The 25,068-nt window shown below is 55.0% G+C and carries 20 protein-coding genes and 1 pseudogene; 19 read left to right on the forward strand and 2 right to left on the reverse strand.

All coding sequences use genetic code 11. The features are described 5' to 3' along the window. The first annotated feature begins 28 nt into the window (after window positions 1-28). Window positions 29-517 carry a DUF1214 domain-containing protein gene (locus tag LCM21_RS18560; RefSeq protein ID WP_224891926.1) on the forward strand — a complete coding sequence of 163 codons (489 nt, stop codon included), beginning with the start codon at window positions 29-31 and terminating at the stop codon, window positions 515-517. 260 nt (window positions 518-777) lie between these two features. On the opposite strand, the gene LCM21_RS18565 is transcribed toward LCM21_RS18560, so the two are convergent. Further along, window positions 778-2,304 (reverse strand): aromatic amino acid ammonia-lyase, encoded by a 1,527-nt coding sequence (locus LCM21_RS18565; protein ID WP_224891927.1) that lies wholly within the window; start codon window positions 2,302-2,304, stop codon window positions 778-780. A gap of 1 nt (window position 2,305) precedes the next feature. Continuing rightward, the gene (locus tag LCM21_RS18570) at window positions 2,306-3,313 is read right to left on the reverse strand and encodes an ornithine cyclodeaminase family protein (protein WP_068340151.1); all 1,008 of its coding nucleotides are present in this window, start codon (window positions 3,311-3,313) and stop codon (window positions 2,306-2,308) included. Between the two features lie 106 nt (window positions 3,314-3,419). Here LCM21_RS18570 and LCM21_RS18575 point away from each other — a divergent pair, with 106 nt between their 5' ends. The 18 genes and pseudogenes from LCM21_RS18575 to LCM21_RS18660 all read left to right on the forward strand — a co-directional run bounded on the left by LCM21_RS18575 (window position 3,420) and on the right by LCM21_RS18660 (window position 25,025). Then, complete coding sequence (locus LCM21_RS18575) at window positions 3,420-4,334, forward strand: LysR family transcriptional regulator (protein ID WP_224891928.1); 915 nt, start codon at window positions 3,420-3,422, stop codon at window positions 4,332-4,334. A 1,024-nt stretch (window positions 4,335-5,358) separates the two neighbouring features. Then, window positions 5,359-5,737: pseudogene (locus tag LCM21_RS18580) on the forward strand (transposase); the annotation flags it as partial. A gap of 381 nt (window positions 5,738-6,118) precedes the next feature. Further along, a complete protein-coding gene (locus LCM21_RS18585; RefSeq protein ID WP_224891929.1) occupies window positions 6,119-6,421 on the forward strand; it encodes a hypothetical protein in 303 nt (100 codons plus the stop codon). 160 nt (window positions 6,422-6,581) lie between these two features. Next, complete coding sequence (locus LCM21_RS18590; protein ID WP_224891930.1) at window positions 6,582-7,925, forward strand: capsular polysaccharide export protein, LipB/KpsS family; 1,344 nt, start codon at window positions 6,582-6,584, stop codon at window positions 7,923-7,925. Further along, on the forward strand, window positions 7,922-9,028 hold the full coding sequence (locus LCM21_RS18595) for a polysaccharide biosynthesis/export family protein (protein WP_224891931.1): 1,107 nt from the start codon (window positions 7,922-7,924) through the stop codon (window positions 9,026-9,028). The genes LCM21_RS18590 and LCM21_RS18595 overlap by 4 nt, the downstream gene beginning before the upstream one ends. A 3-nt stretch (window positions 9,029-9,031) precedes the next feature. Further along, window positions 9,032-10,360, forward strand: coding sequence for a nucleotide sugar dehydrogenase (locus tag LCM21_RS18600; RefSeq protein WP_224891932.1), 1,329 nt, complete (start codon window positions 9,032-9,034; stop codon window positions 10,358-10,360). Window positions 10,361-10,365: 5 nt separating this feature from the next. Next, on the forward strand, window positions 10,366-11,742 hold the full coding sequence (locus LCM21_RS18605; RefSeq protein ID WP_224891933.1) for a glycosyltransferase family 2 protein: 1,377 nt from the start codon (window positions 10,366-10,368) through the stop codon (window positions 11,740-11,742). After that, on the forward strand, window positions 11,739-12,686 hold the full coding sequence (locus tag LCM21_RS18610) for a hypothetical protein (RefSeq protein WP_224891934.1): 948 nt from the start codon (window positions 11,739-11,741) through the stop codon (window positions 12,684-12,686). The genes LCM21_RS18605 and LCM21_RS18610 overlap by 4 nt, the downstream gene beginning before the upstream one ends. Before the next feature lies 1 nt (window position 12,687). Continuing rightward, window positions 12,688-13,794 (forward strand): GSCFA domain-containing protein, encoded by a 1,107-nt coding sequence (locus tag LCM21_RS18615; RefSeq protein WP_224891935.1) that lies wholly within the window; start codon window positions 12,688-12,690, stop codon window positions 13,792-13,794. A 20-nt stretch (window positions 13,795-13,814) separates the two neighbouring features. After that, window positions 13,815-15,464: a response regulator gene (locus LCM21_RS18620; protein ID WP_224891936.1), complete on the forward strand. Its 1,650-nt coding sequence runs from the start codon at window positions 13,815-13,817 to the stop codon at window positions 15,462-15,464. After that, window positions 15,461-17,191, forward strand: coding sequence for a hypothetical protein (locus LCM21_RS18625; RefSeq protein WP_224891937.1), 1,731 nt, complete (start codon window positions 15,461-15,463; stop codon window positions 17,189-17,191). The genes LCM21_RS18620 and LCM21_RS18625 overlap by 4 nt, the downstream gene beginning before the upstream one ends. Then, the gene (locus LCM21_RS18630; RefSeq protein WP_224891938.1) at window positions 17,188-18,573 is read left to right on the forward strand and encodes a glycosyltransferase family 2 protein; all 1,386 of its coding nucleotides are present in this window, start codon (window positions 17,188-17,190) and stop codon (window positions 18,571-18,573) included. The genes LCM21_RS18625 and LCM21_RS18630 overlap by 4 nt, the downstream gene beginning before the upstream one ends. Before the next feature lie 91 nt (window positions 18,574-18,664). Further along, a complete protein-coding gene (locus tag LCM21_RS18635; RefSeq protein WP_224891939.1) occupies window positions 18,665-20,668 on the forward strand; it encodes a capsular polysaccharide biosynthesis protein in 2,004 nt (667 codons plus the stop codon). 2 nt (window positions 20,669-20,670) lie between these two features. Beyond that, complete coding sequence (locus LCM21_RS18640) at window positions 20,671-21,876, forward strand: KpsE/RkpR family capsule polysaccharide export protein (protein ID WP_224891940.1); 1,206 nt, start codon at window positions 20,671-20,673, stop codon at window positions 21,874-21,876. Further along, window positions 21,873-22,655, forward strand: coding sequence for an ABC transporter permease (locus LCM21_RS18645; RefSeq protein ID WP_224891941.1), 783 nt, complete (start codon window positions 21,873-21,875; stop codon window positions 22,653-22,655). The genes LCM21_RS18640 and LCM21_RS18645 overlap by 4 nt, the downstream gene beginning before the upstream one ends. Window positions 22,656-22,715: 60 nt before the next feature. Continuing rightward, window positions 22,716-23,312: an ABC transporter ATP-binding protein gene (locus LCM21_RS18650; RefSeq protein WP_224891942.1), complete on the forward strand. Its 597-nt coding sequence runs from the start codon at window positions 22,716-22,718 to the stop codon at window positions 23,310-23,312. Between the two features lie 101 nt (window positions 23,313-23,413). Beyond that, window positions 23,414-23,587 carry a hypothetical protein gene (locus tag LCM21_RS18655; RefSeq protein ID WP_224891943.1) on the forward strand — a complete coding sequence of 58 codons (174 nt, stop codon included), beginning with the start codon at window positions 23,414-23,416 and terminating at the stop codon, window positions 23,585-23,587. Window positions 23,588-23,972: 385 nt separating this feature from the next. Beyond that, window positions 23,973-25,025, forward strand: coding sequence for a FecR family protein (locus tag LCM21_RS18660; RefSeq protein WP_224891944.1), 1,053 nt, complete (start codon window positions 23,973-23,975; stop codon window positions 25,023-25,025). Window positions 25,026-25,068 lie beyond the last annotated feature (43 nt).

Below are 25,068 nucleotides of genomic sequence, written 5' to 3' on the forward strand. Positions count from 1 at the left end.
AGGACATAGAAAATGCGACGCCTTCTTCTTGCCCTCGCGCTCTGCGCACCCGGCCGTCAGCGACCTGGCAGCGGTCGTCGGGCTTGAGTCCACCACCCCCTTCGGTCGCCGAGGCGAAATTGACCCGCTCGACCACCTGATCGGAATGGCAGGCTGGGCTGGGCAACCGGGCACCACCGCTCAGGGCATCGTCGATGCCGTCGAGATAAATGACGGCGAAACACCCCATGTGGTGACCGTCAAGGACGTGCCGGTGGACGCCTTCTGGACGATCACCATCTACGACGCCGAGGGCTGCCTGGGGCCCAACGATCTCGGCCGGAACATCTACAACCAGACCTCCGCCACGCCAAACGACGACGGCTCCTTCACCATCCATTTCGGCGGCTGCGAAGACGGTCGGATCAACTGCATCCCGATCACGCCGGGCTGGAATTACACGATCCGCCTCTATCAGCCCGGCCCCGAAATCCTCGACGGAAGTTGGGTATTCCCCGACATTCTTCCTGCCGGGTGATATTGATCTCGGAACTTTGAAAAGCTGAACACCCCGAAATGGTCCAAGGGACAGCCGCAACGGCCCCTCCCGACACCTTCGCCGCGCTGGGGACACATGGCCTGCTCGGGAAACAGCCCGGTTTTCTGCGTGGTTAGTGAACAGGTAAGACGCCGGACAAATCGGACTGGTGCAAGTGGGGCCATGGCCCGCTGCCCTGTTGAATTGTCTTTGTCACGGCCCTCTCTTTTGATGCCTGCTACTGAAGGCAGCCCCGCAGTTCAGGGAATGTTGCTCGCCAGCCGTGGTTCTGCGGCAAATCGGTTCTGCGAAATGCTTTCCGCCAGCCGTTCGATGTCTTCTGCCAGAGGGCGGTCTTCATTCAGCGCAGGTGATATCTCCCGAATCCGCCGGCAGGTGCTAGAGAGAAAGCTGCCCAAAGACCCGGCGGTTCCGCGCAGCTCGACCGCCTGACAGGCAACCAACAACTCAATCGCGGTCAGCCGCTGCAGGTGCCCAGTGATCTGGAGCAACGCTTTCACCGCGGCTGGGGAATTGGTCAGGCAATCCTCCACCCCGTTGGCATTCAGGCTTGGCCAGACCGGCACTGGCTGTGCTGTATGGGCCAGCTCGCAGAACAGCGACTCGGCCACTTTCATCACGGGCGCAAACCCGTTAGAGGAGCTGTCCGGCATCGCCAGGAAATTCGGCAGGACGCTGAACTCTGGGTTCAAGAGCTTTGCAGTCCGCGCCAGCTGTGCCGCTGCCAGCGGCACAAGCGAGCGGCTAAGGGTTTCTACCGCGCTGGTGATCTCGGCGGTGAAATAGGCGCCGCAAGAGGTGATCTCGCCCTTTTCAGCAAAGGCAACGGGGTTGTCGCTAGCGCTGTTTATTTCCAGTTCCAGGCACTCCTCAGCCCGCGTCAGCGCCATGCCTGCAGCACCATGGATCTGGGCAATGTTGCGAAACGACAGCGGATCCTGCAGCCGGCGCGCGTGGCCGGGTTCAAGCAACGCACCGCCTTCCAGCCTCAACCGCAGTCGCTCGGCCGCCTGCAATTGGCCTGGATGAGGTTTGACCATCAGCACGTGGTGCGCCAATGGCCCGGTATTGGCCCTAAACCCCTCCATCGACAGGGCGGCGGCGGTCTGTGCCGCCTCAAAGACACCGGCTGCACCGGAGACTGCCAAGGCCGCCATGCCGCTGACGGTGCTTGAATGATTGGCCAGCGCCAGCCCGTCGCGCGGTGCCAAATTCAGCGGCTTGATGCCATGGGCCTCCATCATGTCTGCGCTTGGCCCGACCCGACCCTTAGAATCACGCATTCGCCCCCCGCCAATGAGTGCCAGGCCAGCAGTTGCATTAAGCACCAGGTCCGCCGCTCCGATCGACCCAATTTGCCCGACAACCGGAGTGAGGCCCGCATTCAGGCAGGCGGCAATATGCTCTGCGACCTCGGGTCTGGCGGCGCTGTGGCCTTTGAGCATGGTGTTCAGCCGCACGATCAAGCCCGCTCTGACAAGCTCTGGGACTTCTTCCGGACCAATGGCATGGGCCCGACCGCGCAGGGTTTGGACGGAGAACTCCGCCAATGCCTCTGCGCTCAGCACTTCGGTTGCACGGGCGCCCAGACCCGTGGTCACTCCATAGACCGGGACCCGGTCCCGGATGGCCTGGCCGACCAGAGCATGGGAGCGTGCCATGGCTTCCAGCCCCGCAGGCGCAAGCTCGATGGGTGCAGCATTCCTGGCAGCCTGGCTGAGCGCCTCAACCGTCAGCGAAGTGCCATCCAGCCAGAGCTTCTCCATCTCAGGCGTCCCGGTACAGAAGGTTCTGAACGATGCCCAGGTCACGGGCCTTTTCCAGAATCCGAGCGCCCAGGGCGATATCCCCGGTAGACATGCCGCGGTGCCAGAACAGGATTGTTTCGTCGTCAGCTTCCCGGCCCGGCTTCAGCCCGGCGGCAATCTCACCGATTTCGGCATAAAAGCTCTCCTCGCTGATCAGGCCCGCATCGATATGCGGCCGCAGCGCCCCAAGATGCCCGGCCCGCATCTGCCCCAAATCATCCATCACGAACTTGTCGAAACCTTTGGTGAAATCCAAAGGCAGCGCGCTCATCGTGCCGTAGGGCACGACCAAGGCCCCTTTTTTAACCCAAGAGCGGTGGAACATCGGGGTAGGCTGGTTGAGCCGGGTCGCTTCGATCAGAATGTCGGCTCCGTCCAGGCAGCTTTGCCAGTCTTCTGTGACGATGATCTGCTTGCCCAGATCGCGGCTGAGCCTTTCTCCAAAGGCATCGCGGCTTTCCGGGCGACGTGAATGCACTCGGATTTCTTCGAAATCGAACAGATGGTCCAGCAAGCGCACGTTCCAGTATGAGGTGCCGCGGGCACCCACATGACCCAGCACCCTGGGTTTCTTCGGACCCAACCATTTGGCACCAAGTGCTGTTAGCGCTCCGGTTCGCATGTCGGTAATTCCGGCCGCATCAATCACTGCACGCGGCACGCCGGTACGCGGGCAAAACAGGTTCAAGAGCGCCAGCTCTGACGGTAGCCCTTGCTTGTAGTTGTCGACAAAATCGCCAACTACCTTGACCCCGGCATAGCCCAAAGGCTCGACATAACCGCGCAGCACGTTGAAATGCCCGTTGAAGGCCGGATCCGGGGTCAGATGCATGCGCGGCTCGATCACCGTTTTACCCTGCCCGGCAGCAATCAGCCCCTGTTCAACAGCATCCAGGATATCGTCATTGGTGAGCGCCACCTGATCAATCTCCGGCTGCCCCAGATACTCAATCTCAATCTTTGCCATGCGTGTCTCTCCGAGTTTGCTGCATCATGGGGTCCTGACGCTGGCGTTACAGATCGAAAAATGTAAGCCTTGCCTAAGATTTTCTGATTCAAAGCGAGCAAACCTGATGCGGCTTCCTCCGCTCAACTCCTTAAAAGCTTTTGAGGCCACAGTGCGCCTGGGCGGCTTCACCTCTGCGGCGGACGAACTTGGTGTTTCCCCGGCGGCAGTCAGCATGCAGGTCAAGAAAGCCGAGGAATTCCTTGGAAAAACTCTTTTCCGCCGAACCCACAATAGCCTGCTTCTGACGGATGCGGGACGGTCCTACTATCCGGCCATTGCAGATGCGCTGATGGGGATATCGACCGTTACAGATCAACTCCTGGAAACCGAGGCGCGCTCCCGGATTGTCATCAGCACTATCCAGTCTTTGGCAGAAATCTGGGTAGTTCCCGCAGTTTCACGGTTCCGCAAGCACTACCCCGGCACCGGTATCGAACTGCGGATTGAGCCGGACCCGGTGGACTTGCTACGCACACAGGCTGACATCCGGATCACCTATGAAAGCCACCTTTATCCGCAGCATTCCTCAGTTCCCATGTTCCGGGACACGGCTTATCCGTATTGCACCCGGGACTTTTACAATCGGTATATTGCAAAGGGGGGAATTGCCGCAGTGCCGGACAACCTGCTGATCCATACTGACTGGGGTGAACAATACGCCTCACACCCGACTTGGGCGGGCTGGTTTCGTGCCGAGGGCGTCGCCAAAACCCCGGACATGCGCAAGGGTCTGCGTGCAGGCGGTGCTGCCGTTGCCTTCGCTCTCGCTGTGCAAGGGACTGGCATCGCACTAGTTCCCAAATTTTTGACGGACGCAAAGCCGGACAAAGACCAATTCACCTTCCCCGCTCGGCGCGGGTTGCCCCTGCCCTACGACTATTTCGCAATCACCCCTAGAACGGACACAGCAACCGCGGCCGGACAACGAGAGCGTCTGGTGAAGAAAATGCTCAATGAATTAGTTCCCGCTTCGCCATAGCGCCGCTTAATGAAGCGATCGGGGGCGGTTGCAAAATGTCTTCATCATTGAAGTGTATCGCCAGCACGGCCATTTTCCGCGACTTAGACCGAATTGCTATCCTTCGAGACGTCCAGTCCCAGACGCGCAGCCGTGGTGATATGATTGCGATCTGTTTGCAGCGCCGACAGACGCGGGGCAATCCTCTGACCGTCAAACGCTGTGCGCGATACGGCAATGTGAATGTGATCGCAGTTGCTGCCGAAATGACGCTCAGCGATTCATGATGTTGAGCGGATCAAGTCCCATGAGATGCAACTGAAAGGCCGCGATCCTTTGCCATGTTGCGGCTTCTTTTCGTAAGTATGTGGTCATACACACAGGCAATCACCGCATAATCCATTGAAAGACTTATATTATTTCTGTCCGCGCGATACATGTGGAAAACCCCGAAAGAATTGCGGAACTTTCACTCTTGGAAATATTTTGTGCAAACCGGAAGGGCCAAGCAGGGAAATTTGCTTCGCGCGCGTTCCTAGTTTGTATGGAGCGCTCGCGGAAAATCCGGATTGTCTACGGGCGGATTTTCGCCTGACTGAAGTCTTTCGAGGCCCCTCAGAGTGCGGGGACAACGAGGGTCAGGGCAAGCCACTTTTGAAACTCTTCCCCGATAAGCTCGCGTGCGTTCAGCAGCGCGACGACAGGTTCTGCATTTACTAGCGCGTGTAGCTGAAGGAGCTGTGTGACGTAGCGTTCGACCTTTTCGAGGTACCTTGTTGCGCTAAGGGTCGGCAGCCGTTAAGGCGCGCATGTTTTTGGAATCAGACCAGATCAACCCCGTCGGATTCGATCTGGGCGACTCGTTTTTTCGAAATAGTGGGCGGTGATCGCGCGCTTCAAGCGGGCGGGTCTGCTAACTCCATGAATCAGTTTCCGGCAGAACAAGACCGTTTCTCCCGACCAGACTGGTAGGTCCTGAACCTATTAATTTGATTTTTGCCATCTCGGCTGCGTGATTCAACCCCCTGAGTTTCAGGGGTGTATCATGAGCAACCTATTTCGACTGACCGATGGGCAGATGGCAGGGCTTTAGCCTTACTTTTCAAAGCGCCATCGAAAGCCGAGGATTGATGATCGTCGTGTGCTGCACGGGAGTATTTCATTAACTGCAATGGGTTACGTTACTCCGATGCACCCCGTGTATATGGGCCGCCAAATACGCTGTTCAATCGCTGAAAACGATGGAGCGATATGGGTGTATTCGCTTAGATCATGAACGGGCTGGCTGCTGAAGGCAAGGATCACAATAAGATCAAGATTTACCCAACTTATCTCAAAGCGCATCGCACGGCCGTCAGTCCGTGGAAGAAAAAGGGGGGCGTGGCAGGCTGATCGGGCCAACTAACGGTGACATGAATACGCGCCAGAACCCCTGATCGAAAGCAACGAAAAGCATCGGCTGAAAACGAAAAGTGCAGATACAAACGATACAACCATATAGAGATCTTGTTTGGCAGACTTAAGGACTGGAGGCGGATAAGGTGCCTGTGTGGCACCTCGAGTCAACAGTGTACTGAACGATGAAATGAGCACTATACTCTGAAGATAGTAAGTTATTTTTAAGTTGATTTTCGCGATAGCATAGGCTCATTCAGTTTTCCGTGGACGGGTGTCGCGCCTATCGATCAGGTTCAAATCATTTTATTTTTTACTCTTTTAATTGTTTTCAATTTTTTGTGATTTCACTTTTGGCAAGCTCAGGCATATGGCCGACAAGCTGTGTCTGATGGGTAAGAGCATCTAAAATGGTGGAAGATTTCAATATGTCCGATCGGCAAGTGTTTGAATATGCCGCAAGTGTTGAATTGGCGCCTATCGGGCAGTTAAGCGCCGATGAAAATATTAATTTCGAATTCTTGAATTTAAGTGTTTATGAAATGCTGTCTCCTATACGTCAGAACGAAGACCGGGGCGGTCCAGTCTACCAGTCCAAGCAGACTGGACACGTGCCATTTTTTGCGCCAGCAGGAGTCGTAAAACGACTGAAGGCAGTGCGCAAATTAGGGATTTCTTTAGAAAAACCAGGCACCAAAAAGTTCCAATTTTGATTGTTTCCGTACGAGCAATTTCAACAAGATTTCTATCCTGTGTTTTCTTTTCATACTTACGGCTACCTGCAGAAATGATCCGCGATCTCCCCCTAAACCACATGCCTGTGTCCGGTGGATCTCATCAGTTGACTCTCTTGCCCCCAGTGGAGGTGAGATCATGAATGACATGGCGCTCTCAACCGCCCCTGGTGCGAGTAGACCAGTTGGGTCCGGAGACGAAAATGCCAAACTGACTTTCCTTGAACATATGTCAGTCAAGCGCGTCCTACTGCTGCAGGGGCCTGTTGGACCATTTTTTACCGAACTTCAGGCCGCTCTGTCTTCTGCCGGACTTGAGGTTCGCCGCGTCATTTTCAACGCCGGCGACAAGGCCTTCGCACCTCGTCATGATTGCCTGTACTTCACCGGCACGCAGATCGAGTGGGAAAACTGGCTACGGTCCGAGATTGCTCAAAACGCGCCTGATGTGATCATCCTGTTCGGCTCCAGCCGTCCACCACATGAGGTCGCGCGCCGTGTAGCCGCATCTTTCGGCATTGACGTGCTCAGCCTTGAGGAAGGCTATCTTCGATCTGGATATGTCACTTGTGAGCTAGGGGGCAATAATCAGCATTCTCCACTCACGACCTGGGATGCCAAACCCCGGCCTATTTTTGGGAGAACTGCTGATCCTGCCCCGGCCTCTGGGGCTCAGCCATCCTCGTTCGTGACCATGGGTTTTTGGGCTGCAACTTACTACCTTACGCGCGATTTCGCGTCCCAGCCGTCAGATGTTCACCTCTTTCACCGGCAACGTGAACGTATAGTTCCATTGGTGTCGCGGTGGGGTTTCCATTTACTTCGAAGGCTCGCCGCGCGGATTTTCGAGTTACCGACGAAACGCGCTCTGCACCGCTGTCCGGAGTATTTCCTAATCCCGTTGCAGGTTTCGAGCGACAGCCAACTACAGGTGGCGGCGCGTGGCTGGTCCGTACCAAGGCTCATTGATGCGAGTCTGAAGGCACTCCGAGCATGCCCCACGGAACAAAGGGTGGTGTTCAAGTTGCATCCACTTGAGCGCAGAAGTGCTGAGATCAAACGTCTCATCTTTCGCAAAGCTTCTCAGCTCGGGGTGAAACGCCACCGCGTTAGGGTTCTGCATTCGGGTCGTATGGGTGATCTGACCAGAGAGTCCAGCGGCATGGTCGTTATCAACTCCACGTCGGCTTTTTCGGCGCTTCACCATGGCATCCCTGTTTTGGTTTTGGGTGACGCAGTGTTTCGGCACGACGAAATCGTGACGCTGGGCGAGTCAGAAGCCGACGTCACGGGCTTCTTCAAAATCAGACATGCGAAATCGCGCCGACTTATCGACGCGTTTTTTGCCGTGCTCAAGTCGCAAAGCCTCATACCCGGAGACTTCTATGTCTCGCGCGGCCGGCAGGTAGCCATTGCCGGAATTATGGGCAAGCTGCAGCAGGGTCAGCGCGTGTCACGTTCTCAGAAAGAGGCAAGCGCATGACGCAGGCTCACCTTTGTAAAGCGGCATATTTCACGGCGCTGGCGGTCGTACTCGCAAGCTGTTCGGCTATGCCAGCCTTTGGTCCAGATGCGGACGACATCAACCGTGTCGCGGTTGACGGCAATGCCGTCACGGAGGACGCGCTGCCGTTTCGAGTTGTCGAGGTGAGCGCTGCCAAGCTGCCTACCGTATCAGAGGTGCATGCAACCTTTCCGGCGACGTTCCGCGCTCAGGGGTTTCGGGATAAAGATGAGGTTGTCAGTGTCGGTGACCAACTTGAGATACGCATATGGGAGATCGCCGAGGATGGCCTTTTCGCGACCGCGGGCAATCGCGAGACTATGTTAGAAGTAAGGGTCTCAAACAGCGGAAATATCACAGTTCCATATGCTAACACCATCGCGGCGCGAGGTTTGACGACGTCTGAACTTCGCGAGTTGCTTCTGGAACGCTACTACGGGCAGGCGGTTGAACCGGAAATCGCTGTTGCGATCACGTCGACTGAATCCCGGTCAGCAACCGTGCTGGGAAATGTCAGAAATCCTGGGCGCATCGAAATTCCCCCACGAGGTATTCGTCTGCTTGATCTCATTGCAAGCACCGGAGGAGCTTCTCAAGCGCCTTGGGAAATCCGGGTAAAGGTTCAACGCGGATCGGTATCCGGGTCGCTTTTGCTTTCGGATATCATCGACAGTCCCACGAATAACATCGTCATTTTACCCGGTGACACGGTCAATATCTCTCATGAAGCGCGGCGCTTCGCGGTCTACGGCGGTGTAAGCCGGCCAGCCAATATAGAAATCCCGGTCGAGGATGCACATCTCGCCTACCTTCTCGCAGAAGTTGGCGGTCTCGACGAACGAGTCGCGCAGACGCGGTCAGTTTTTGTTTTTCGGCCTTCTGCTGGGGGCAGCGCGGCGACTGCGTATCGGTTCGACTTTTCGCGCCCCGACGCCCTTCTCTTCGCAAGTGCGTTCCGCCTTATGCCAACCGACATAACGTATGTGGCATCCGCCGATGCGGCTGATTTCGAACGCTTTATGTCGATTTTGCTATCGCCGTTTTTGGGAACGGTGCGCAGCGTAGATACTTTAGGAAACTAACCCATGAACCAATCACAAAACTCGCAAATTTTTTCAGACGCCTTGCAGGTACCCACCTGCGATACAGTGACCATTGGTGTGATCGGTTTGGGCTATGTGGGTCTTCCATTGGCGGCAGCCTTCGGTAAGAAAATTAGGACAATAGGTTTTGACACAAACAATCGTCGAATTGAGCAGCTTACCTCCGGTATCGACATAACCGACGAACTTGATCCCGACGACTTTGAGGAAGCTGAAAAACTTCTGTTTTCGTCATCTGAAAGTGATCTACACGAATGTGATGTCTTCATCGTCGCAGTGCCGACCCCTATTACAAAATCGCGCACGCCAGACCTACAACCACTTTTAGCTGCATCCGAAGTCGTGGGCCGATGCATCAAGCGGGGGGGAATCGTCATTTATGAATCCACCGTTTACCCAGGCGCTACCGAAGAGGATTGCATCCCTGTCGTAGAAAGGGTGTCGGGACTCCGATACAACGTAGACTTCTTTGCCGGATACAGTCCTGAAAGGATCAATCCTGGCGACAAAGATCGACCCATCAACAAAATTGTAAAGGTGACATCAGGATCGACGCCCGAAGTCACCGACTTCGTGGACGACCTCTATCGCCAGATCATTGATGCTGGGACATTCAAGGCAAGCTCAATTCGTGTTGCTGAAGCCGCAAAAATTATTGAGAACACCCAACGCGACGTGAACATTGCCCTCGTCAACGAATTGTCGATCGTTTTTGCCAATCTTGGCATCGACACAAACGAGGTTCTGGACGCAGCGGCCACGAAGTGGAATTTCATTCGCTTGCGTCCCGGTCTAGTTGGGGGCCACTGCATTGGAGTCGACCCGTACTATCTGGTCCACAAATCCATTTCCACCGGCTTCATCCCGGATATCATTCGCACCGCACGCGAGATCAACGATGGTATGGCGCGGAATGCAGTCGTTCGGCTTGTGACGCTAATGGTGGGGCGTAACTTTCCAGTGAACGGGGCGCGGGTTTTGGTCGTGGGTCTTACCTTCAAGGAAAACTGCCCGGACACGCGCAACACTAAGGTCATTGAGCTTGTCTCACACCTTCGTCAGTGGGGCATGGAGCCTGATGTCGTGGATACGTGGGCAGATCCTCGCGACGTGCGCAAAAAATACGGGATGACCATCGGAGAGGTTTTGCCGGAGGGCGGGCAGGTCTATGACGCCGTGATTCTTGCCGTCCCACATAGTGACATCGTGGCCCAAGGGGCAGGACGATTGCGCAACCTGCTCCGCCCCGGCGGAGTGCTGTTCGACATGAAGGCCGCGTTCGACATCGCAGACAGTGATTTGAGGTTGTGAAATCAATGAATGAGGTCACGGAAAAGCAAATCTCTGCGCTTCAAGCTTCAGGACAGTTCGATCCAGACTGGTACCGTCGGACGTACCCCGACGTGGATATGACCGGAATGGATCCTGCTCGGCACTACCTGAATTACGGTCACCGCCTTAACCGCGATCCGGGGCCGGACGTTTCTACCCTCTTCATTCGGACCGCATACGGGATGAAGGAGCAGCACGAGCCGATTGCCCGACTTAACTGGATGCGACGCAAGGCCGGGGAAGAACCGGTTGCGCCGAATTCGAAGCGGGTTCTGAAAGCCGCGAACTTGGTGGCCCGAGCCGGCGATCACGCCCGCGCCATTGCCTTGGCTGAGGCACATCTACCCTCCGATCTGGCCTATACGGCCGGGATTTTGCGCGCAAATGCGGCGCTGGCGCAAGCCGATGAAGACGGTTGGCAGCTGCATCTGAACAGTTATCTTGAGCGGTTCGGCCTCACCCCGATACAGTTGAATGGCGTGGGTACGGTTTTCGACCGCCTCACCTGTGCGGTACTGCCTTCGGTGACCGGTGGGGAACTAATCTCTGTCATCATGCCTGCATGGAATGCCGAAAAAACGGTTGAGAAAGCCGCGCGCTCAATCCTTGACCAAACTTGGCGCAATCTGGAACTTCTGGTTGTTGACGATGCTTCGACCGACGGCACCTGGGCGGTGTTGAAACGGATCGCGGCCAGTGATGACCGCGTGAAGATCCTGCGCAACAAGGTCAATGTCGGGCCATATGTTTCGAAGAACATCGCGCTTACTCAGGCCAAAGGTGCCTGGATCACGGGCCATGATTCCGATGACTGGGCGCACCCTCAAAGGCTGGCGCAGCATCTGGAGGAAACCAAGGCAAGAAATCTTCAAGCGAGTGTGGCCTACATGCTGCGGATCACGCCTTCAGGAACTTTCTCTTATATCACTCAACAAAGTAGCTTTTCCCTGGATGGAGCCGCCCGCAAGGCGCTGATTTCTTGCCTTTTCGACCGAAAGGTATTGTCTGACACGCTTGGCTATTGGGATGCCGTCCGCTTCGGAGCAGACAGCGAAATGATTATGCGCGCGGAAACAGCCTTGGGCTCCAAGTTTGGAGTTGTCGAGCAGATCGCAATGATCTGTCAAGACTTGGAGACAAGCCTGACAAACCACCCCATTCATGGCGTAAGCAAACAGACAGGTGTCTCGCCGGTCAGGGCCAACTACCGCGACGCTTGGACGAAGTGGCTGGAAGGTGCGGCTGAAGCTTCACACGTTCATTTAAAATTCCCGCAGAAGGGACGACGCTATGATGCGGCGTCGGAAATGGTTGTGTCATGGCGTGACCAACTCGCAAACCTTTCGGAGCCTAGGACATGACAACAACATTGCAGGATACATTTTTTCAATTTCACCCGGGCCAAGATCATGGAAGCCTTCCTGTGGGAGGGGCGCGCGAGATTGCCTTTCGTTTGACCGGCGCCATGGAACCGGATGTTCTGGTGATCTGTTTTCACGGCGCAACAGACCGGAAGAAGATTGCTTTGCCGCGGTTTCAGGCAGCTTTGGATGCCGGCCCTCTTGCTGCTTATCTGTCGATCTGCGACCCCACGCTGGACGCCCATGAGGCGCTTCGGCTGGGCTGGTACTCGGGGGCGGACAACTTTCCCCTGCGATCCATCCTCAAAGAAGTATTGCACAACACTATTGCAAAGCTGCGCCCGCGGCGTATCCTGTTTTTTGGTGGCTCGGGCGGCGGCTATGCAGCCCTGCTCTACGCCAGATCGGTGGCAGGGTCAGTGTCGCTTACGATCAATCCGCAGACTGATATCCTCTCTTATTACTCGGGGCACGTGGGGGACTATTTTGAAACCTGCTGGCCGAATATCCCCGAGGTCGAGCGCCGAAGCCGTACCGTCGTCAGCGATCTGGCGGAGGAGTATCAGGACAATCCTGGCAAGGTCACCACTGTGATGTTGTCCAGCGCCGGCGACCGACAGCACTTCGTCAACCACGTTTCAAGATTCGTCGGTCGGGTCGGCAGCAGTACAAGGTCGCGGCTCATCCTTGCCAGCGACTTTTTCGGCAGGATGGGGCATGGTGGCAGCATCCCGCCTGATGTGATCCAGCGCTGGTACAACGCCGTGCTGACAGCCGAGACAACCGAGCCTGAAAGCATCCTGATGGCCTATCACCGACTGGCCGCGGTGCGAGCCTTGCCGACTGAAGGGCGGGTTCGCTCTGGCGCGGGTCCTGACGCTGCCGAGATCGGTATGGCGGATCTTTTGCGCGACTATCATCTTCGCCAACCGATGGAGGTCTGACATGGCGACGCCCTCGCACCCCTACAAGACGCAGCCCGAACGCGCTTTCTGGCGGGCCTCAGTAGGCAGTCGGCACTATGCTGACCTCACCAATATGTGGCAGCCGATGCCACTGGTGAAGACAGATCGCATCGCCACGGCCGGCAGCTGTTTCGCCCAACATATCGGCAACAACCTGGCCGCCCGTGGCGCCGCCTTCATGGATATGGAGCCCCCGCCGCCCGTCTTTTCGTCAGCCTCTGAGGCGAGAAAGTGGGGTTATGGCGTGTTTTCTTGCCGATACGGCAACGTCTACACCACCCGTCAGCTGATCCAGCTGTTCGATGAGGCCTATGGCACCCGCACACCCCTGGAGCGGGTCTGGGAGAAAGATGGGCGTTTCTACGATGCGCTACGCGCCAGCGTCGATCCGGTGGGTCAGGACAGCTCCAAGACCGTCCTGGCATTGCGCGCGCGGCACCTTGCCGCGGTGCGCCAGATGTTTGCCGAGCTCGACGTCTTTGTCTTTACCTTGGGCCTGACGGAGGGCTGGGAAAGTATTGATGACGGGACCATGTTTGCTGCCGCCCCTGGTACCGTGGCTGGCACATATGACCCGAAGCGCCATGTTTTCCGCAACCTGCGCGCCGCTGAAATCCGCGCCGACATGCTGGCCTTTTGGGACCGACTGAGGGAGGTAAACCCGGGAGCGCGCATGCTGCTGACGGTCTCGCCCGTGCCGCTTGCTGCAACGGCGACGGAAAACCATGTTCTTGTAGCGACAACTTATTCCAAGTCAGTACTTCGTGCGGTGGCTGGGGAGCTGGCCGAAGATGTCTCCGACATCCACTATTTCCCCTCTTACGAGATCATCTCGGCGCATCCGTCACGCGCTGTGTTTTTCGAGCCTGATTTGCGCAACGTCAGTCAATTTGGTGTCGATTACGTCATGCGACATTTCTTTTCGGGCCCACTGGCCGAAGAATTTGGTGCTGGCGGATTACGCAAAGAGAATGACCTTGAACTGATTTGCGACGAAGAAAAACTGGATCAATCCACGGATACAGGCGCCTTTACTTCGCACGCGCCGCATACGGCACACGTTGGCGTGGCCGCACCAGACTCATAGTTCGATGGCAAATCTTCGATATGACATCCATTGATCACTTTTCTACAGTTGTTGCGCCTTCGCAAGATCAGCCTCCGCCAACTGCCTCTCAGACGCGGCTCGGTCGCTCATCAGCAACCTTACGAGCCACGACCGTCAAGCCTTTGCTGCTGCTGCACGTCGGCCAAACCAAGGCTGGCAGCACCGCGATCCAGAATTACCTCGACGCCGAGCGCTTGGCCCTGCGGGCACATGGTGTATGGGTGCCTGAAATCGGCTTCGCGCGCGCCAATCCCTTCGCGCAGGAGCGGACCGCGGGACATTTGCAATTTGTTCGAATGCTAGCAGCGGGCCAGACCGGCGAAATTGATACCGAACGCCAAGCGACCCCGCATTCCGTTTGTATGCTGTCGGCCGAGAGTCTTTTCGTGAACCGCCCCGACTTGGAGCTTCAGGCCCTTGCAGACTATTTTTCAGGCTATGAGGTGCAGATTGTCGCGGTGTTGCGCCATGCTGCAGGTTGGCTCGAGTCCCGATATATCGAGAACTGTCTGAGCGGGTTCTCAAACGACACAAGGACTTTTCCCGACTTCTGTGACGATTGCGCCAAAGCTGGCCAACTCGACTATGCGGCACGGCTCGTGCACCTTACCGCGATTTTCCGCGCGCAATCGACTGTCGTGGTAAATTACGATGCGGCTAAGGCAAGAAATGACCTTGTGCTGACCTTTGCTGATGTATGTGGCTTGCCGATTACGAACCCTGATCTGGCCAAAACGATTCAAGCAAATGTGCGCAAGAAATACCTGGCCTTGGTTGAGGGCAAGAGGCGATTGAACCATGTCACCAAACATCTTGGACGAAATGAAGCACTCGAATTCGAAATGCTTCTGCGAAGCAAGACAGAATATTTGATAAACCATACTCAAGAAACACCGGCGTCTTTTGCCGTGCCCGGTGTACCGCTTTCGGCACAGCACCGTGCCACGGTTGAAGCATCTAACCGCCGTCTAAGTGTACAATTCGGACTTGAGCCAGCATTTCCAGCCCTGCAAACAGCACATGGCGACCCGTTTTCGCATCGTATGGATGTTGCTTTGGTCGACGAGATTGTTGCCGAAGGGCTGACGCTTCTGGCGCGCCTTGCCTTCCGTGCCGGAGAAGATGAAGGCGGCCTGGGGGGGACTTGGCTGGCTAGCCCTGATGCAGGCACGGTCATCACTCTACTGCGCGATAGCCGAAATTCCGTGCATATCGGCGAGGACCTGTCTGCCACGATTTCTGCTATGTTCACGCGCCGTCTTGTCACGTTTATTCCTGGCAACTCTACACGGCGCGAACAGATCGATGCGCTGCTTGCCCAGCGTCTGCCCTCAGAAATTCTGTGCATCGAATTGAATAAAGGCACGGTATCAATACTGGAGAAGTATACCCCTGAAGTGATCGTATGCGGAGCTGGCGCCGATCTGGGAGCACTTCAGACGATTGCCGACACTGCGACCGATCTACCTGTGATCGTACTCACCTCCCATGACGACATCGAAGCGGCCGAAGTTGGTAAACTATTTTCTTGTACCGTCCAAAAGCTCGGCGACAAATTGTGGGTCCTCGCAGGTTTAGAAGCAAAAGAAAACAAGGCGACCAGCGCGTCGAAGAACGTTGCACATACCGCAAAAGTGGATGAGTCATGAGCAAAACTAACGTAGCTGAACATGTGGAACACTCTTACCCCGCACTGCCTGAAAGTGAGATTTTCTCTCTGGCGCTGTTACCTAGTTTATTTTGGCGGCCGCGATTTCGCGGCAACGCACCGACGCTAGCTCATATCCCGTTCCTATTCTGGCTCTCTAGTGTGATTAAGCCAAGCCGCATAGTCGTGCTGGGTGCAGGGGACGGGCTCGTTCATTTCGCATTCTGCCAAGCGATTGATAAACTTAACCTAAGCGCACGTTGTGAAGGGTATGATCGTTGGTTGGACGAGTCTGGCAAGTCCGTCATGACTATACCTCCCAAGAAATTGCTCGAGCACGTCGACTACTTCTACGATAGTCTATCTGAATTGACCGTTTGCAATCCGATCAAGAACATTTTTTCGTATGTTGATCGAGGCAGCACAGATTTGCTTTTCATTGACCTAGAGCGGTTTAACTCGGGAGAGCTACCCAGTTTCAGTGATCTTTTTCAACTGGTTACCGAAACCGGCCTGATTGTGTTGCACGGTGTTCGTGGCTCTTCCTATGAAGACGAGTTTTCGGTTCAGGTGATCGAGCGGTTCGGTTCGGTTCGATCCATTGAATTGCATCAAGGCGCCGGACTAACGGTGATTGCCCTTGGCGACCACTTACCGCCGCGTTTGACTGCGCTTTTCGCAACAGCTCAGCAAGGACGCGCTCCGGTCGAAGTCGAAACTGTTTTTAGGCGCCTTGGTAGTAGTCTGGTCGCACTAGAAAGGGCTTGCGAGGCCGAACAAAAAGTCGAGAAGCAGAAGAAGGTCACGAGAGCCGCGCAAGATTCAAGAAAGGCTACTGAAGCAGAAATCACGGAGTTGCAGCACTCGTGGGCGCAGCAAATGCGCAAGATGACTGAACTAAAAGGCCTAGTGTTCCATCTGCAGACCGAAGTAGATGAACTCGCAAAGAAAGAACTGTTGTCAGTTGAAAAATTAGAGGCCGCCGACGCCACAATTGCCGCCTCGAAAAACGCTCAGGCTGCAATGGAGGTGGCCTATCAACAGGAGCTAGTCGCAGCTGAGCAACGGTTGGAGGCTGCGGGTGCTGAGGCCGATGACCTTCGACATCAGCTGGCGACCGTTGAGACAGCGCGGGTTGCAGCGGAAGTGGCTCACGAACTGGCCCTTGGCGAGGCTGAACAGCAGTTGGAGAGCGCGCGTAGGGAAGCCGATGGTTTGCGGGATCAGCTGGCGACTGTTGAGGCGGCACGCGGCGCGCTTGAGTCAACTCACAAGGAAGCATTGTCTGAGTTGGGGCGCGAGAAGTCGTTACTTCATGACAAGCTTCAATCCGAGCAAGAAGTAAGGTTTTCAGAAACTGCTGCGCTAACAAAAATAGCGGAGAACGCGCGAACTGAGGTGAGGAATCTAACCACGCGCATGGTGGCACTTGAGGCCGCGCTGGAGACGGCCCAAACTCACGCCAAGCAGATGGAAACGCGATACAAGGCAGAGATCGCAAATGAGCGCCAGACGCGCTTCAAAGAGAGCGCCACACTGACCCGCATGATCGAGGACATGAAGACCAAAGAAGAACAAAAGAAGCGTGCTTTGGAGGTTTGGTTGGTTCGAAAATTAGTTCGAAGCGAAAAGAAGCTCAAGAAATATCGACGTGATCGGACAGCCTTCTTTCTGGATTCTCGATCTTTCATGGTCCGGGCTTACTTTCGGTTGCGCCCACATTCATGATTACAATAAACCCAACAGAATTTGTTGACCGTGTTGTCCGGTCTATCGAAACCTCTTTGGCAGTGCGCAAAGATGATTACCTGCGCGTCATCCAGTTGCAACAAGATGCCAATGTACCCAGCGTTTCTGCCTGCATATACGCTTGGTATCGGTTAGGCTGTTATCAAAAAGTCGTTGAACTGGCGGAGGATTATCTGCCGAAAAGATCACCTGAAATCGCAGCAATCTCCGTGTCACTCGCTGCGATGGGTCGATTTGAGCAGTGCGAAGCTTTTGTCAGTGAACATCTCGAAAAGCTAAAAAAAGAGCCGCGATACGCCATCGAGGCGGCGCGCGGAGTCGTCAAGTTTATCCCAAGTCTTGCTCAAAAGCTGTGTGAAGGGATCGAAAACACATCCGACCTGCGTGCTGCGGCACACTTCGTGTTTGGCAAAGAGGATCTGGCCCGTACTGAATTCAAGCTAGGCAATCCACCTCGGCGTCGAGATGTTGTGGCTGGGCATTATTTCCTCAAGGCAAATCTCGCCCTTACTACCAATGCTAAGTTAGCAGCTGTAAATCAGCAAATGGCTGAGTTTGATTTGGCCGCCATCCGTCTTGAGAACCGTGGATCAGACTTTCGTCTCGATTCAATCAATAATGACGATGATTCTTCACCATTTAGTGGCCCTCTGGTGTCCATCATTGTTCCGGCTTTCAATGCTGAAACCGACCTAAGGATGAGTATTTCGTCCCTTCTGCAGCAAAGCTACTTCAACTTAGAAGTAATCATTGTAAACGATGGCTCCACCGACAACACAGCGAGGCTCGCTCAAGAATTTGCGGCAAGTGATCCGCGCGTGCGGGTAATACATTTGAAACGAAACTATGGCGCTTACGCGGCAAGAAATAAAGCTTTGAAGGAGGCTTCCGGAGAATTCGTCTCCATTCATGATTCCGATGATTTTGCGCATGTCCAGAAGATCGAGCGTCAGGTCCGCCCCATGCTGCGAGATAAGCGTCTCCTCTTTTCGATTTCCGATATGGTTAGAATTGCAGAGGATGGAATCTTTGCGCGGCGTGAAGTTTACCCATTACAGCGCCTGAATACGAGCTCACTCACTTTTAGGAAGGACCAGGTTCTACGTGAGTGTGGAATTTGGGAAGAAGAAAGGTTTGGAGCAGATAGTGAGTACTTTTTTCGTCTTCGCAATCATTATTCCAGAAGGCAATGGCTCCGACTTCGCCAGCCATTGACTTTCGCGGCAGAAAAGCTCGGATCATTAACTGCGCGCATTTCTACCGGAGGTTTAAGGCAGCCGAGCGATCCACGCCGCACAGCGTACACGGAATCTTATACGCAGCGTTGGCTTCACAGACCGGTTGGTTGCGCTGATGGCTAAGAAAATGCTGCGGCTTCTAAGCCCGACGCGCAAATGGCGTGCCCGCCTCCTGTCCGCTCCGTCATGGTGTCTGCAATGCATGCGGACGGCTATGGCACCGATGACAACAAGATATGCCTGCACAAGCCTTGTACTGGCGCGCTCGGCGGCGTTGCATTCAATACTTGGCGAGCCTCCTGTTTTCTATAGCCGTCTGCTTTCGCTCAAGGGCGATAAGGTGCTTGGCTGGGGCCGGAAATGGTCGGGTCGCCGAGCTACCGCTTTGGCTACGAGATTCGGCCGTAAGGCCCTTCTTATTGAAGATGGGTTTCTTCGATCGCTTGGACGTGATGATCAGCCTCTTTCTCTCGTTCTGGACACAGCCGGCATCTATTACGATTGCACCATTCCATCTGATTTGGAGCAACTTGCGCAAGAAATTCTTTCAGTGTCCGATATTTCGAGAGCACGCAGGCTGATGGCAATCTGGCGATCGCAACGGCTTTCCAAGTACAATGCAGAGCGAGATTTTTCCGGTGAACTTCCGGCGCGCTACGTTCTCGTATGCGATCAGACCTTCGGGGATGCCTCAATTGTCTACGGTGGGGCAACGAACGAAAGCTTCTCCAACATGTTGCAAGCGGCACTTGCCGAATATCCAGATCATGACATCATCCTGAAAACTCACCCTGATGTCGTCACCAGTGGCAAGAAGGGATATTTCGAGCTTGCCGCTCTTCGCGCGAACAATCGGGTGCAAATCCTTGCAGACGTGTCACACCCATCCCGGCTTATCGAACATGCAGACGCAATCTACACCGTGACATCGCAGGTCGGCTTCGAGGCGCTGATCTGGGGTAAACCTGTGCGATGCTTTGGCATGCCTTTCTACGCTGGGTGGGGACTTACAGTCGATGAATTACCTGCACCTGCCCGAAGGCATCCCATTCAACTTGAGCAGCTCGTACACGCGGCGCTTGTCAGATATACCCACTACATTGACCCAGTCACGAAAGCACCTTGCGCGGCAGAGCGAACATTCACGCTCCTTGGGTTACAGAGACGCAAAAGGACCGAATTCTCGCAGAAAATTATCGCCTACGGTTTTTCGCGCTGGAAACGGCCCTTTATCAAGAGCTTTCTTCAGGGGTCTGACGTTACATTTGCAACAGGTCCCCAAAAAACGTCGACCGAACACTGTTCGTCTACTGTAGCGCTTTGGGGAAGCACTACATCGCCGTCCGTATCCACCAATAAAACGATACTGCGGATCGAGGACGGCTTTTTACGTTCCTCGGGCCTTGGCGCAGATCTGGTGCGACCGCTTTCTTTGGTGATTGATGATGTCGGAATCTATTTCGACGCCTCGCGTCCTTCACGTCTGGAACTCATTCTCGAGTCGGAAAAGCCAGATGAGCGGTCGATCACGCGTGCCCGCGCGCTACGCGAGAAGATTGTTCAGTTAGACGTCACGAAATACAACCTGGGCACACAGGCTTGGAACCGCCCCGAAAGTCAGAGACCAGTGATCCTGATAGTTGGCCAGGTCGAAACTGATGCCTCAATTAGGCTTGGCTCGCCGGACGTGAAGTCCAACATTGAACTGCTCAAGCGCGTTCGGCACGAAAACCCGGAAGCCTACATCGTTTACAAGCCCCATCCTGATGTCGTTGCAGGTTTACGCACGCGCGGGGCGGGGGAGCACTTCTCATCTGACATCGCAGATGAACTGCTCGTGGAGCCCGTTTCCCTGGGCCAGCTGTTCGCGCAGGTTGATGAGGTTCACACCATGACCTCCTTGATGGGATTCGAAGCTCTCATCCGAGGTGTAAAAGTTGTCTGCCACGGGCTTCCATTCTATGCGGGTTGGGGCCTCACAGAAGACCGGCTGACTTGCCCGCGCCGCACACGCCGTCTGACCGTGGATGAGTTGGTGTATGGCGCCCTTATCGAATATCCCCGGTATTTCAACTACGACCGCAACTGCTTTGTCGAGGCCGAGGAGGCCGTGGAAAAACTCGCGGAGATCGCAAAGAACGGTCCAGCAACCCGAACCTGGCAACGAAAAGCTCTGCGTGCTGCGATTCTCTCCTGGCTGAAGCTCAAAGAAAGGTAGCGATGACGATCCATACAAACACAGATCATTCCTCAACAAAGGGAAGGGTGCTATCGCTGAGCAATACTTCTTCAATGGACCCACGGCATCCCGCAAAGAAACACGCACCCAGCAACCTGATGTGGTCATTCGTTTTTTGCGTGCTGCTACCGTTCTTCTTGGTGTCGGTGTATTACGCGGCAATTGCCACCGACCGCTATGCCGCCCGCGCAGGTTTCTCCATCCGAGGCATCGACACGAGTGCTGGCATCGACGGCATCGGCGCCCTGACCGGTCTTGCCAGTTCCGGATCGACCACATCTGACTCCTATATCGTGCTTAGTTATCTCGCGAGCCGTGAATTGTTGGAAGCAGTGGATCAGCAACTTGATCTGCGAGGTGCTTATTCGTCCAACGAGATTGATTTTTTTGCACGGCTTGCGCCAAATGCAACGGTCGAAGAGTTTCTGCGATACTGGGAAAGGCGAATTCACACACAGTTTGATCCGGCTTCAGGCATAATCGAATTCGAGGTGCAGTCCTTCAGCCCAGAACATGCGCGCGAAATCGCTGCTGTTGTACTGAAGTTAACCCAGACATTGGTAAATGATCTTTCGGCAAACGCCCGCAGTGACGCCCTCAGATTCGCGCGTGAGGAAGTCGATTTGCAAGAAGCCCGGCTTCGCAATGCCTTGTCTGCGATCCGGGATTTCCGTGCTTCCGAGCAATCGGTGGATCCCTCTGCAAGCGCGGCCCTAGAGATTGAACTCATCGCGAGCCTTGAAGCAAAACTCATTGATGTGAATGCACGCATCGCTGCCTTGCATGAGACCCTCGACGACAACGCGCCCAGCTTGGCGGCCTTGCGTCGTACCGCCGACGCGCTCGAAGCACAAATCTTAGAGCGTCGGCAGGCGATTGGGAGCGATGTTCTGAGCACAGCAGGTGTGAGCGCCGTTACCCAACAACTGGCGCTCTACGAAGAGCTCGAAGTGGAACGCAGCCTCGCTCAACAAGCTTACGCTTCCGCCCTCGTGTCACTGGAACAAGCCCGACGAGATGCGGACCGACAGCAACGATATCTTGCCATACATCTCCGCCCTCAGGTTGCTGAGTCCGCAGAGTATCCCCGCAGTCTTCGCAATCTCCTTGTGATCGGTTTTTCTTTGATTGCGATCTGGGGTATCGGCGCTCTTCTCACCTATTCGGTGCGAGACCATCTGACATGAAGCTAGTTGGTACGTCAGAGCTTCTGCAGCTTCAGACGCGGGTTATCGTGAGCCTTGTGCTTCGGGAAACCCGCGCGACCTTTGGTACATCGCCATTCGGGTATGTTTGGGCGATCATGACACCGACGGCCAGCATAGGGTTACTCGTGTTCATTTTCAGTATCGCTGGTCGCCAGCCACCGTTCGGGTCCAGTCTCGCGCTTTTCTTTGCGACAGGTATCTTGACCCTGCACTTTTTCAACGAGCTGTCGAACAAGCTTATGACGGTATTTGATGCGAACCGGGCATTGCTGACGTACCCGATTATCAAGGATGTGGACACTCTCTTTGCACGAGCCCTTCTAGTCGCGGCAACCTACACTCTCATCATGGCCATCTTCTACGCAACCTTGATCGCGTTGGGTCTGGCCTCAGTTCCCTTCAGGCCCGAACAGGTGATCCTGGCCTTCCATGCTACCTGGCTTCTTGGACTTGGGTTTGGCACACTCAACGCCGTTATTTCCTCTTTGTGGGACACTTGGACCCATATTGAAAAGATCCTAACGCGGCCGCTGTTTTTCATCTCCGGGATTTTCTACGTCCCCAGCCAGTTGCCACCTCAGGCGCGAGAAGTGTTGCAATGGAACCCTGTTTTGCACCTCGTCGAGTGGTTCCGGTACGGGTTTTACTCGAACTACAACTCAATGATACTTGATGTTTGTTATCCTGTCGGGGTCGGCACGGCCATGCTGCTACTTGGCCTTGCGGGTGAGCGATTTTTCCGACGTGCGAGGTACTGAATGCTTGCCTTTGACAATGTCAGTAAATTTTACCGGGTGAAGGGCGTAAAAAAAACGATCTTGACTGACTTTTCGTTCGAGTTCCCTGTGAATCGGAACGTCGGGATCATGGGCAGGAACGGCGCTGGTAAGTCGACCATGATGCGCCTGATGGCCGGAATCGAGCCGCCGGACTTTGGCCATGTCTACCGAACATCGCGCGTATCATGGCCTCTGGGTTTTGCCGGCGGTTTCAACGGAAGTATGACCGGAATCGAGAATATCCGCTTCGTGTCACGAATTTATGGGCAGGACACGGAGCGCGTGATTTCCTACGTGACCGAATTTGCAGAGCTGGGTCGATCTCTACGTCTTCCAATCAAGACCTATTCGAGCGGCATGCGAGCACGACTTGCCTTTGGGCTCAGCATGGCCATTGATTTCGATGTCTATCTTATCGACGAAATTACGGCCGTTGGGGACGAGGACTTCAAGAAAAAAAGCAAGGCCGTCTTTCAAGACAAACTCGCAAAAAGCCAGATCATCATTATATCGCATTCTCCAGGCACAATTGCGCAGTATTGCGACTGCGGCCTGCTACTGGAGGGCGACCAAATCCGGTTCTTTGATCAGGTGGATGATCTTCTTCTTGCCTACAAGGAACTCAACACAAGATGAGGTATTGTGAGCACCCGAACCAATGCCAAAGATCCCCTCGACATCCCGCAGTAGCGCGGGCCGCACTGCTGTTACTGGCACGGTAGACGAATGAACTGGATATGGCGCTGAAGTATGCCAAGCTGGTCCCAGCCAATCTGCCGGAAAACCTTCTTGAGCACGGCTGGGACTTCCGCACACAGTTGCAGTCCGATCAGGGGCAGAAAGCTGTTTTGGGAGCCAAGATCAGGTTGGTAAGTGGCAGGTTGCCGGGGCACACAAGTTGCTTTGGATAGAACCTCTATTTACTCACCCCAAATTCGTGACTCCAATATGAAAACCGTAGTTGGGTTCGTCAAAAATACAATCGCCCCTTCTTGCACTTCCACGTTCTTCAAAGGAAGTCCGCTGCACGCCCTGATAACTGCTGCTTCTTCACGTAGATAGCTTTCACGCAAAATGCCCCGTCATTCCGAATAAACTCGGCCCGTTTGTTAGAAAACCTTGCAAATGGCACGATGTTTAGGACATATTTGTATATATTTATTAATTCTGAAGTCAGTATTTAGAATGTTTTGAGGCACAAACCGAGCGGCGGGCGCGATGCGCTCTGTACCTATCTGTGGGGGAAGGACGTGGGGTTTGGCCTGGTTAAAAACTATACTGGTAATATGTTGTATTTTGCTGCTTCCTTCGCCGGTTGCAGCCAATATTGGAAAAGTCATCGGTGTCGAACAAGGCGCGCAAATAACGCGCGCCGGTAAATCGCAGCCGTTGCGTGCAGGCATGACCGTTGCGTCCGGGGATGCCATTTCAACCGATGGCAGCGGTTTGGTTCAACTGGTATTTGATGACGAAACCAAGATTGCGATTGGCCCAAATGCGCGCATGCAACTGGATGTGACAATGCTGCGCGGAAACAGGAAGGCCAAGAACTTTGCAATTCAGGCCCTTGGCGGCAGCTTCCGCTTCATCTCAGGCAAAAGCAAAAAACGGGCCTATTCCATCCAGACACCCACCGCGACCATGGCCGTCAGGGGAACGACATTTGACCTTTGGGTCGTACCAGGCACGCAAAGTGCCATGATGGTTCTTCAGGGTCGTGTCGAGATGTGCGGGCAGAGCGGAAATTGTCAGGAAACGGGGCGGAAATGCAGCCTTCTTGCCACCACGCAAAGCGGGAATATAGGTCGCCCCACCGACGAGGAAAGCTATGAAAAGGCGGTGAAAAATGGCTTTCCATTTGTTCAATCGCAACAACAGTTGCAAGTACCGCTGCAAGTAGACGTGTCAGGCTGCGGACGGGACGCCGTACCTCCACTTCAGCAAAGATCGGAAACGCGTGCTTCTACCCCTGAGCGGGGAGAAGTTAAAAGCGCCGCTGCATCCGCGCCACAAAACGAGGCTCGTGCGTCGTCAAGTAGCGCCAGCCCGGGCAGCCCTAGCAGCACCGGCAGCGGCAATGGCGGCAGCGTCGGTGGAAGCACCGGCAGCGGTAACGGCAACGGCGGAAACATTGGCGGAAATGGCAGCAGTGATTCTGGAACAGGCGGCAATGTCGGAACGGGCAGCGGCACTGGGAATGGCCGAGGCGGCTCAATCGGTGGCGGATCAGGCAGCGGAAGTGCTGGCAGTGGCGGCACAATCGGCAGCGGCGGCACAGATGGCTTTGGTGGCGGGGTCGGCAGCGGCGGCGCTGGTGGTAACGGGGGCAATAGCGGCCAGGGGCAGTAAAGCCCCTTGTTCATGCCGCCAGTTCGGACGCTGCCGAGGTTCT

Source organism: Ruegeria profundi, assembly GCF_020171505.1.
GTDB classification, from domain to species: Bacteria; Pseudomonadota; Alphaproteobacteria; order Rhodobacterales; family Rhodobacteraceae; genus Ruegeria; species Ruegeria profundi.